We start from the raw sequence: 10,828 nt of genomic DNA on the forward strand, positions 1-10,828 counted from the left end.
TAGATAAAACCTAGGTCATGAGTAACTTAGCTCGATCATCGCTTCGCACCACCAATCCATTTGCACTCTGTTGAAAACTTCCGAATGGTGATGTTTTGCGCCTTGGCTTTCTTGATCTCGATGGCCATTCCCTGAGAGACTTGCGATCCAAACATCCACAACTCATCGCATTTTTCCAGAAGCACGAGCCCCATTTCAATTCCTAGCTTTCGTTCTTCTTGATCACCGTCAAACAAAAACGGTGGGTACATTAAGTGTGGGATAATCGGAACCATGCCTTCCGTTACTGCATATCGTGCGTAGCGTTTTGTTCTCATCACATTGCTTTCTACATCACCCGCATATGGTGAACAAATAAAAACAATCTTTTTCTTTTGTTTTTTCTCTCGTTCTATATTGGTCAGAGCCTCATAGACAGTTGGATCAAGATATCCTGACTTGTTATAAAGATTCACTCCCATTTTTCATTTCCTCCTTGTATTTATTCATTCTCGCCTTCACCGCTTCAATCAGAGCAGCCTGGCTGGTATCCTTATCTTCTAACGCTTTCATCACCCGTTCATCAATGGTGTCTTTTGCAAGGATGTGGTGAATGATGACTGTTTCCTTTTGGCCTTGCCTATGAAGTCTTGCATTCGCTTGTTGATAGAGTTCGAGACTCCAGTTAAGCCCAAACCAAATGATGATGTTCCCGCCAGCTTGAAGGTTAAGACCATGACCTGCTGATGCAGGGTGGGCTAAAAGGATGTTAACTTTCCCGCTATTCCAGTCCTTGATATCTCCATCCGATTGCAAGAGTCTGGGTTTGGCTTTCTTAAGATGGTTTAAGATCCTGTCCTTATCATGTTGATAGCCATAAAAAATAAGAACAGGTTTCCCACCAGCAGCTTCAATCAGTTCATCAAGTGCTTTTAACTTCTCATCGTGAATGTGTTTCACTTCTTTGTTTTCATCGTAAACAGCACCGTTGGCCATCTGTAATAACTTGTTTGCAAGGACTGCTGCTGATCCAGCTAAGACATCCGTGTCCGCTATGGATAGAATCAGTTCCTTTTCTAACATCTCGTACTGCTCTTTCGCCTTCTTTGGCAGCTCAACTAGAATGGTATTATCAATTCGGTCCGGTAACTCCAGATAATCTTCTGCTTTCATACTCACACAGACATCCGAAAGCTTTTCATAAATAGCATCTTCAGCACCCTGTTTTAATTTCCATGTGTATACCATCATTTGATTTCGTTGATCTGGTAGGAAATATTTCTCCCGGTAGCCAGTTACCGTTCTCCCGAGTCTCTCTCCACCGTCTAATAAATAAATCTGTGGCCACAAGTCGATCAGTCCATTGGGCGCTGGTGTACCAGTTAATCCCACAAATCTTTTTATTAAAGGTCTTACTTTCTTTAAGGATTTAAACCGTTTTGCCTTGGATGATTTAAAGCTGGATAATTCATCGATGACCACCATGTCAAAGGGCCAATCTGTATCAAACCAATCCACAAGCCATGTGACATTTTCTCGGTTGATAATGTAGATGTCAGCTTTATTGTATAGGGCTGCTACTCTTTGTTTTTCGCTTCCAAGCACTTTTGAAATTCGTAGCGTTTTAAGGTGATCCCACTTTTTCACTTCTTCCTCCCAAGTGGTGCTAGCCACTCGAAGTGGAGCAATAACCAGAACCTTTGCAACATCAAAGTGATCATACATAAGGTCCAAAATAGCTGTCAGGGTTGATATGGTCTTACCCATTCCCATCTCTAGAAATAGAGCAGATTTCTTTTTCTCAATAATCCAGTTAGCGGCATACGCTTGGTATTGATAAGGTTTGTAAATCATCGGACCATCTCCTGTAGCAAGGTTTCGATTTCCTCGTAACTATCAATCGTATAAACGTTAAATCCTAACGCCTCAATCTGACTCTTTCTTTTTCGTTGCAAGGCTCTTAGTTTTTTAGCTGGTGCTTTTAATTCTACGAAAGCCACCTGTGCTCCTTGAAAGAGTACTAACCTATCTGGCACGCCTGCAAAACCGGGAGATATAAGCTTAAAAGCGAAACCGCCATTTTGCTTTACTTTCATTTTAAGTCTCTTTTCTATGCTTCCTTCATTCATGTCTAACTCGCTCCTATAGAAATGTAATGTTTACAGCCTGACCCCTGTGTTCTTAAGGCCTTGAAAGCTTTTGTAAACATGTAAACAGCAATTTTGATAACTTATACATAGAACGCTATTAGGGGGTATAGCGTATATCTATTACTCTCTAATCCCCCTATTTTTTCTTTAATAGATAGATAGGTTTACATTGTTTACAATGTTGTTAAGCAAGTAGTAGTAAGGGTTTGGCTGTAAACAATAAATTCTTTTTAATGTTTACCTGTTTACAAATCTTCTCGACGAAAACCTCTTTGCGTACCATAATGATTCTCAAACCTGACCGAACTCACTCGTTTCCATCCCGGAGTATTTTGGATGATCGTATTAATCTCTTTGGCATCATATCTAGTCATGATGGATACATCCTTTTGAAACAGTTCTTCCCAAACCATCTGGGCACAGACCTTGTTTAGCTTCACACTCGCATTAGGCTGACCGTCACCGTGGTCCATATGCAAATAGGTACGCCGGGTTCCGATGTCGAGTTCATACCAGTTTGTTGGTACCGGTATTTCCAAATAGGTTCTGATGCTTTCTGCAATCGGGTTCTCTTGCGTATGAGCCTCCTGAATCACCTGAGCTTTTTCCTCAATTTCCTTACTGAGAGCCAAGGATTCTCCTTGTTCAAACAGTGCTTTTGCTTCCGCCCACATCTGGTCCACTTCCTCATCGGTTAGATCGACCCACATGTTCTTACTGCCGTTTCCGTTGACCGTAATTGGTAAAAATCTTCTATTTCCTGTCGGATCATTTAAAAAGTCATAATCATTGGTGGTTCCAAAGAACACGCATTGTCTTTTAAACGTTTCATTATGTCTTCCATAAGCGACTCGGAACGTATCCTCTGACTTTGAAATAAAATGCTTAACTGCTTCCACGTCTACCTTCTTCGTTGCCGTGAGCTCCGCCATCTCCAAAATCCAAGCTCCCTGAAGTTGCTCGTAGGCTTCCTTGCCCTTCACGGTAATCAGGGAATCCGAGTGCCATTCTTTGCCTATGCACTTAATAATGTAACTTTTCCCTACCCCTTGAGGACCAATTAGAACAACGCAGTAGTCAAACTTCGCACCGGGTCGATAGATTCTAGTGACTGCAGCCACGAGGATTTTTCGGGTAAATGTTCTTATTGCTTCATTATCTTCTGCACCTAGGTAGTCGATCATGATGCTTTCTATCCGTTCCGTCCCATCCCAATGCAAACCATTTAAATATTCTTTGATTGGATGAAAAGCATATTTCACCGCTACTTCGCTCCAAGCATCGCCGATAATACCAGCCCCCTTAATGCCATAAACAGAGTAAAGGTAGTTTCTCAAACTAGCATCATCGGCATCCGACCAGTACTCGCCTCTTTCCGCACTTCTCCAGGGCAGATCACCTTTAATCACCACCCGATGAACAAAGTCGTTCATGGCAATTCTGTCTTTAAACGCTGGATCATTTTCAAGAATGAGGATGACATTGGGCGCACTAGAAACAATATTTCCTTTCTGATCCCGAGCCAGTTCTGTCAGCCACTCCATTTCTTCCTCTTCAAAATCTTCTTCAGCAAGATTCAGTTGTTCTTTGCCAAGGGTGATCTTCACCTGCTTGTCCTTTAAGGCCTCATCCACCATCGCTTTATAAGAAGGCAGACGATTGATAGGCGTTCCCTCTTTCACAGACTCATCCAAGTCCCCATATAAATGGAATCGAACCAAGTCAAAAGCGTTACAAAGTTTTCCTCCAATAGGATCCGTGGAATGATGGGAATAAGCAAAATCACCATTTTGATAAATGACTAATCCACCTGCTGTAGAACCGGAGGCATAGGTATAACGGTTTGGATCCTCACAGAGCAGGTACACATCACTTAAATATTTCTCAATCACATCTATCACAGAGTATGTCCGGCAAAAAGCACCGACCAACCCTTCTTTGCTTCTAGGGTCTCCCTGCTTATCCGCCAGTTTTTTTCGTTCATGAACCGTTCTTGAACTCTCTGGCCAGTAGGATGAATCTCTCCAATCCGGGTACCTTTGAAGCACTGTGTCCGGATCAATCCATGGCTCATCCTGTACGTTGAACACAAAGTTTGCATCAGATGAAGTTGACGGCCAGTACATCAAGCGGTGGATCTGATAGGTTGTATCATCGAAAAAATCAATGCCCAGGTCTGCCGCAATTCTTCTAGCAATGGGTATATACTCATCAGCTGTGACTGGTCTCGTTAAAGGAATCACCAGTCGTAGTCTTGGCTTTTTCGAATCATGTTTATGGGTGGAATACATGGCGCATCCGTGACCAAAGATGGTCTCAACCGAGGCCCATAAATCTCCTTTTACAAAATCAGCATCAAGAGTTACCAGCTGCCGCCACACGACGCTGTCATGCTTTCTTCTCCCTCCTTTTAATGTCCCACCGACAAATCCACCCACATCTTTGATTTCATCCTGCTTTGATTTAGACAACTTCTTGTATTCTTCATGCGTTTCATGGGTTCTGATGGTACTGCTTAACTTCTTTACCACCTCGGACCAGAGCATTTCTCTGTTTTTCCAATTCAGCTCTTTTCTATTTCTTCCGGTGGCGATTGTCAGGTTTCCATCATGTTGTACGATCGTTTTTCTTTTCTCGCTGGCATCTATCACATCTATCAACCCTCCTACGTAACACCGTATTCAGGCCCTTTCTGGCTCCTTCCATATCACCGGAAAGAGCCTGACCTTTTATTGTTTTAAGCGTCTGTCTTGATAACACATCTTTGTACACTTTTAAATTCGTTACAAATTTGACTCTGTCCATGTCAGACAAACTCCTTGCTTCCATTTATGAAAATCTACTAATCTTTCTTATAGTAATCTGTTTCAAAGCTATCGGCGTTCAGTGGTAGTCCCGGAGCCCAAGCAATAGCTTGACCCATGATTTCTTCAACTTCTTCTTTCGAGCCAACTCCAACTGGAACATCAAGAATCACTTCATCATGGACATGAAAGTTGATTTGATAACCGGCTTCATCCAACCGAAGCATGGATACAGCTAGACAATCCCTGGCAATGGCCTGAATAATATTCTCCGTCAGCTTACCCCCGTAGGTCGCAATTCTTCCCCACTGTTTGGTGCTTTGCTCGGTTCCTTCATAGGTGATTTGTTCTTTTCCAAAGCGTTCATCGATCCCCATTTTTGGCCTTACATAAGCAAGTGAACGTCCAGAAGGGAGCTGTATAAAAAGGATGCCCTTTGTGTAATGAAAGGTCAGCCCATACTGCATCTTCACGACCGCTTTTTCTTTCACTGCTTTGATGGCAGCTGCTTCTATAGCCCACCACATTTTTACGATGTTTGGATTTGCCTGTCGCCATGCTGCGACTAACTCAGGAAGTTCATCTTCCGTAAGGCCCATATCTATTGCCCCCATTTGCATCAATGCTCCTTTCGAGCCACCATATCCAAGGGCTAGTTCAGCTATTTTCCCTTTCTGCCTCAAGGGACTACCTTTATCAATTGTTTCAATCGGTACATTGAACATTTGTGCTGCAGAAGCTTCGTAAATTTTTCCGTGAGATTGAAACACATTCATTCGCCAACGCTCTCCCGCCAACCAAGCAATCACTCTTGCTTCAATAGCTGAAAAGTCAGCTACGATAAACCGATGACCTTTTGATGGAATAAAGGCAGTACGGATAAGCTGTGAAAGAAGCTCTGGTACACTATCAAAAAGAAGTTCCAGAGCTTCATAGTTTCCTGATTTCAAAAGGTTTCTTGCAAGGTGTAAATCACTCATGCTATTTCTTGGAAGGTTGTGAATTTGTACGAGCCTTCCCGCCCAGCGCCCAGTACGATTAGCTCCATAAAATTGCAACAAACCTTTTATTCTTTTGTCCCTACATATGGATCGTTCCATCGCTTCGTATTTCTTCACGGACGTTTTTGACATCGCTCTTCTTAGTTCCAACAACCGTTTCACTGTCGGGTTTTCTACCTTGTCTAGTAGCTCTACAACTTTTTCCTTTGAAAGGCTGTCCACTACTATCCCCTGTTCCTGCAACCAGCTTTTTAACTGGGCAGGACTATTAGGGTTTTCTAATCCAGTTAAATGGATTGCTTCTTCAGAGAGCTTCTTTTGAAAACTAGCATCTGCTTTCAGCGCATTTGTCACCAAGCTAGTATCAATGGAGACACCTTGATCGTTCATTTTCTGATCGAGCTCCCAAAGCTTCTGTTCCACTTCTGGTATGGGGAAAGCCTCTAGTTTCTTTCGGATTTGTTTTTCTACCTCAACATCTTGTTTGCAGTAGACCTTATAGGTAGCCCACTTTTCAGGATCATGCTCCGGTAGATTCCGTGTTCTTCCCCCATTAACTTTGGTGGGCTTACAAGGAATAGAAAAGTAGCGAATTAAGGCTTTCCCCTCCTTCAATTTCTGTTCTTTCAACTTCAGACATTTCCCCACACCAGCAAGGTATCCAGGCAAACCCAACATTAAGGCATGAACCGATGAGCATTGCCACTGTTCAGGTGGCATTGGTTCATCAAAGTATTTGGTTAAGCACGTTCTTTCAAAGTTGGCATTGTAGGCCGTCTTTTGTACTGTAGTATCCGTAATGGCTTTTATAATTTCTTCTGGTATCTTCTCACCAGAAGCTAAATCAATAATCTGTACCTCTTCATCATCAATCCCGTAGGCAAAGAGCAGGATTTCAAAATCATCCGATTCACTGTAGGCATAGACCCCGGATTTAATGAGGTCTATACTACTGTAAGTTTCTATGTCGATGGCTAAGGTTTTCATAGGCATTAACCTAAGATGTCGTCATCATCTTCATCTGAAAAATCATCCTCTGCACGGCTTCTTCCACCAAGTGGCTCTCCTTCGGATGTCTTCATGATGTTTTGCAGACCAGCTGCGATTCCACGATTTCCGTTCACATTGTAAGCATAAAAAGTTAAACTGACCCTGCCGTAACAACCGCTATAAAACTCACTTTGGTCCAAAACAGGATTAACATCCGCATCAACAATACCGGGTTTAACTTTGCTATTGGCATTAACAAAATAGGCACCTTCATAAGCCTCATCTTCTTCCCTATCCACATCACCATCACGGAGCGGAGTCTTAAGGTTGTTCGGCACCTTGCCGCCAAACTTGTCCTTATTTTCTTCGATAGCTTTTTGGACGGCATCTTTCACTTTTTTTATAGTTTTCTTGTCCGACTTCGGAATAATGATACTGAGTGAGTATTTTAAATCACTTCCGTTGACGCTTACTGGTTGATGCACATTCGCATAACTGAATCGAACCGGGTTTTCCTTTGTTCCAATTGTAATTTTTACCATAATGCGTTTCCTCCTATTATTTGAAATCTGCTTTTGGAGAAGCTTTTACTTCTGCTCTTTTATCATCTTCAGGTACCAGTTTTACTTTGCCTGGAGCTTTTGTAAGCAAAGTACCAATCAATTCATTAAATGTTTTTTTACCAAGCTCTTTTTCAAGAGTGGTTATGGTATTAACTGATTTTTTATAAATCACATCACTGTCGTATCCGGCATCAGTCAGTGTTTTTACAACTAGTTCTTCATCCGAATACTTACGAACGCCTCTACCCTCAACTAGTTTCATCCCTGGCCATTGTTTGTTTTCTTGAATAGCCATGATTTGGGCATATTCCTGAACACTTTTTGCCCAGCTAATCAACTCATCAATGGAGGCTAGTACTTCCACTACCTCATCATCTGTAAGCAGTGGTGGCTTTTGAAAATCCATCACAGCAAGCTTTGTATTCGCTTCTGCTCTCGCCCTGCAGGTAGCCTTTACCTTACAAAACCTGCAATGGTCTCCGGCAATGAAGTCACCTTCACCCTTAAATGCTAACTCCGCCTTGGGCTTGACCACTTCTTCTGCCCATTCCAATAGTTCATCCACTTGCATTTCATCCGTGGAGATATTGTCTAATCTTGGTTGCACAACGGTCATCAGGACATTCTGAATATCATAGAGTACACCAAAGTTGTTTAATGCACCCAAAGCGTACAGTCGCATTTGTGGGTTTTCCACTGCAGAAACCTTGACACCTTTCCCACCCTTAAGGTCAATAACTTCTAATCTATCACCATAAATCAAAATTACGTCCCCGGTACCGAAAGCAGCTGGCACCCAAGGACTAAAGTCTACTTTTTCCTCAATAAGGATGAGTGGGTCCTTACATAGTGCCCTAGCTTCATTCATTTTTTCAGTAACTACATCTACATAGGTTTGTACGGCTTGTTCAATTTCTGAGCTATAAAATTCATTTTGCTTCATCTGCTTTAACTTTTTATTCAACTGAGCTTTTGTCATCTGTTTTAACTCATAAGACAAATAAAGCTCCGATAGCTCATGCATGAATGTACCCTCTTTGGCAAAAATGCTTGTTGTTTCTTCGTACTGTTCGCCGAGTCGAATGCTTGGTGTACAAGCTAACCACTGACTTGCTTTTGAGGCACCTAAACTAGCATGGGCCCGTTCTGAATGATTCACAGATCCAACCCCAGTATCCTTCATCAAAGTTTCCCCGCTTCTACTAAAAGATCCGAATACTTTTCGGCTGGGATGTCACTTAGCTTCTTTGCTCCAAACCCTGTGATTAACTCCTTCACTTGTAACTGTTTTCCATCTTGAGAAAGTGCTGCAAGTTTCGACCTGACATCTTCCAAAGAAGGTAATTTATCTTTTGGAGGTTGTGCTGTTTTCTTTGGTTCCTTGTTCTTCTTAGGTTGTTCTTTTTCAACAGGAACTGCAGAATCCGTTTGATTGCTTTCTAATGCAATCACCAAGGTTTCAATACTTCCTGCTAGATTTCGTAAGTCTGTCACTACATCAAAAGCGAGTTTCGTTTTACTCATTTGCATTTTTCTCCCCTTTCTTTACATTTTGTTCATCAAGATCGCTCAGTCGATTGGCTAGTCTTTTAGAGACAATACTGATTGCCGTAAGTACCCCAACCATCTCTTCCTGCATATCTTTATTGACACCTTTTTGCTTTACTTGTGTTGTCATCCCATTCACCTCCTTGTTTTAGATAATGCCCTTCACTTATTAGCCAATGGGAAGGGTGGTTTGGTAACCAAAACTACAAAAAATATTTTTTAAGCTTGTCCAACACCTTTTTATGGCGTTTAACAACAGCCACATGGGAGACGTTTTCCACCATAGCAATTTCCCTGACTGTAAGGTCTTTATAGTAAAGAGCTTGAATCAGCTCTTGTTCTTTTTGATTGAGTTCCGCCATCGCTTCTTGTAAAATCAGCAATGTTGCTTTATCGCAGAGTATTTCTTCTATCATTTGATCATCATCAAAATCTGCACCTTGATCCATCAAACGATTGATTGAATCTTCTTTACTTGGAACAAAAACAACCGTTTCTGCTTCAGAATCAACATCAATCCGTCCAACTTTAATGTCTTGTTCCATGTATCGCTCACGTCGATTCCTTCTGTAATATTCTTTGTAAATCTCCTCACTTACGGAGACTTGGTCCTTGCCGATTTTGATAAACTTCCTCATTCTCTTTTCCTCCCAATGGCCTGGCAAGGGAGCCGCAGGGGAAAAATGAGATAAAAAAAAGACCGGACAATAGCATCCCTGAATAAATCTCAGGATTAACCATTGTCCGGCCATTAGGTAGTTCACCACGACTCCATTGCTCGGTACCGAATATTTAAATTTCTAAGAACACAAAAGCCGGATAACTACTAACAAGTAACTATCCGGCCTGGGTAATTCTTAGGATTCCTCGCTCGGTATAATCGTGGTATGAAATTTTAAAACAAAAAAAAGGCCGGACACTATCGTCAAAATCGATAGTATCCGGCCCTTAAGGTAGCTCGGTGACTTAAATAACTTATTCACCGGCTCCTTCTCGTCTCGGTATAGCTTTTCCACTTACTAAATTAAATTCATCTAAACCTAAATCCACTGTCCATACTCTTCTGCACTTACCACATTTAGCTTGAACAGTACCATATGCTTCTCGTCCCTTATCCATTAACCTGTGACCACAAACAGGACACTCTATTCTTATAACGCTACTTTTTTCTATCATTAATTCTCCTCCCAGTACATGTGGTGAAACCACCTGATGATTTACTTGTATTTCTTAATTACATTTTATACAAGAACACATGTTCTGTATAGTAGGAAAGTTAATTTTTTACACCAACACTTGATCGATTACTGGCAATAAGCATGATTTATACTTTTACTACATTGATGGAACAAATGAGGACAGGTCCTATAATCAAAAGACCAGCCCCCGCTTCGTTTTTTCTAGTCTCAAGTTCACTGACAGTATGAACTACACTGCTTTGGTTTGTATTTGATTGTTATAGAAAAATACATTAATGGTGTTTCCACACTTCTGGCACTTTATTTCTACCTCTGCTTCTTTAGCTGAAAGCATGTCCATTAATCTTTTGTTTTTACAATTAGGGCACTTTACTTTTGTACCTATAATTCCCATCTTCCTTCATCAGTCGTTTGATTTAAGTTCTGTTAAGTATTGTAATAAGTTCACTTTATCCATTGTTTATAGTCAACGGTTAAACCAAAAAAATATAGAGACAAAAACTTTTAAAATATTTGCTAGCCCAAGGATGAAATACATACTTCTTCCAATTACTTGTCTAAAATGTATGAGCTAATTATAGCACGCTCATAAAA

At 41.3% G+C, this 10,828-nt stretch carries 12 protein-coding genes; all 12 read right to left on the reverse strand.

What is annotated here, in order from left to right; translation table 11 throughout:
• Positions 1–35: 35 nt before the first annotated feature.
• The 12 genes from ACOI1D_RS12800 to ACOI1D_RS12855 all read right to left on the reverse strand — a co-directional run bounded on the left by ACOI1D_RS12800 (position 36) and on the right by ACOI1D_RS12855 (position 10,211).
• Positions 36–461 carry a DUF4406 domain-containing protein gene (locus ACOI1D_RS12800; protein ID WP_422501678.1) on the reverse strand — a complete coding sequence of 142 codons (426 nt, stop codon included), beginning with the start codon at positions 459–461 and terminating at the stop codon, positions 36–38.
• Positions 442–1,833 carry a DEAD/DEAH box helicase gene (locus ACOI1D_RS12805; protein WP_422501679.1) on the reverse strand — a complete coding sequence of 464 codons (1,392 nt, stop codon included), beginning with the start codon at positions 1,831–1,833 and terminating at the stop codon, positions 442–444. Before ACOI1D_RS12805 ends, ACOI1D_RS12800 begins: the two co-directional genes overlap by 20 nt.
• A complete protein-coding gene (locus tag ACOI1D_RS12810; RefSeq protein ID WP_422501680.1) occupies positions 1,830–2,108 on the reverse strand; it encodes a VRR-NUC domain-containing protein in 279 nt (92 codons plus the stop codon). Before ACOI1D_RS12810 ends, ACOI1D_RS12805 begins: the two co-directional genes overlap by 4 nt.
• A 266-nt stretch (positions 2,109–2,374) precedes the next feature.
• Entirely contained in the window at positions 2,375–4,780 is a 2,406-nt protein-coding gene (locus ACOI1D_RS12815; RefSeq protein ID WP_422501681.1) for a VapE domain-containing protein, read from the reverse strand.
• On the reverse strand, positions 4,737–4,934 hold the full coding sequence (locus ACOI1D_RS12820) for a hypothetical protein (RefSeq protein ID WP_422501682.1): 198 nt from the start codon (positions 4,932–4,934) through the stop codon (positions 4,737–4,739). The genes ACOI1D_RS12815 and ACOI1D_RS12820 overlap by 44 nt, the downstream gene beginning before the upstream one ends.
• Before the next feature lie 37 nt (positions 4,935–4,971).
• Positions 4,972–6,921, reverse strand: a complete 1,950-nt coding sequence (locus tag ACOI1D_RS12825; RefSeq protein WP_422501683.1) for a DNA polymerase — start codon at positions 6,919–6,921, stop codon at positions 4,972–4,974.
• A gap of 5 nt (positions 6,922–6,926) precedes the next feature.
• On the reverse strand, positions 6,927–7,466 hold the full coding sequence (locus ACOI1D_RS12830) for a DUF2815 family protein (protein ID WP_422501684.1): 540 nt from the start codon (positions 7,464–7,466) through the stop codon (positions 6,927–6,929).
• Between the two features lie 16 nt (positions 7,467–7,482).
• Positions 7,483–8,670 carry a DUF2800 domain-containing protein gene (locus tag ACOI1D_RS12835; RefSeq protein WP_422501685.1) on the reverse strand — a complete coding sequence of 396 codons (1,188 nt, stop codon included), beginning with the start codon at positions 8,668–8,670 and terminating at the stop codon, positions 7,483–7,485.
• A complete protein-coding gene (locus ACOI1D_RS12840; RefSeq protein ID WP_422501686.1) occupies positions 8,670–9,011 on the reverse strand; it encodes an rRNA biogenesis protein rrp5 in 342 nt (113 codons plus the stop codon). The genes ACOI1D_RS12835 and ACOI1D_RS12840 overlap by 1 nt, the downstream gene beginning before the upstream one ends.
• A complete protein-coding gene (locus ACOI1D_RS12845; protein WP_422501687.1) occupies positions 9,004–9,165 on the reverse strand; it encodes a hypothetical protein in 162 nt (53 codons plus the stop codon). Before ACOI1D_RS12845 ends, ACOI1D_RS12840 begins: the two co-directional genes overlap by 8 nt.
• A 73-nt stretch (positions 9,166–9,238) precedes the next feature.
• Complete coding sequence (locus tag ACOI1D_RS12850; RefSeq protein ID WP_422501688.1) at positions 9,239–9,673, reverse strand: sigma-70 family RNA polymerase sigma factor; 435 nt, start codon at positions 9,671–9,673, stop codon at positions 9,239–9,241.
• 337 nt (positions 9,674–10,010) lie between these two features.
• On the reverse strand, positions 10,011–10,211 hold the full coding sequence (locus ACOI1D_RS12855) for a hypothetical protein (protein ID WP_422501689.1): 201 nt from the start codon (positions 10,209–10,211) through the stop codon (positions 10,011–10,013).
• Positions 10,212–10,828: the final 617 nt, after the last annotated feature.

Origin of the sequence: Virgibacillus sp. DJP39 (assembly GCF_049310925.1) — a bacterium.
Taxonomy (GTDB): domain Bacteria; phylum Bacillota; class Bacilli; order Bacillales; family Amphibacillaceae; genus Virgibacillus_F.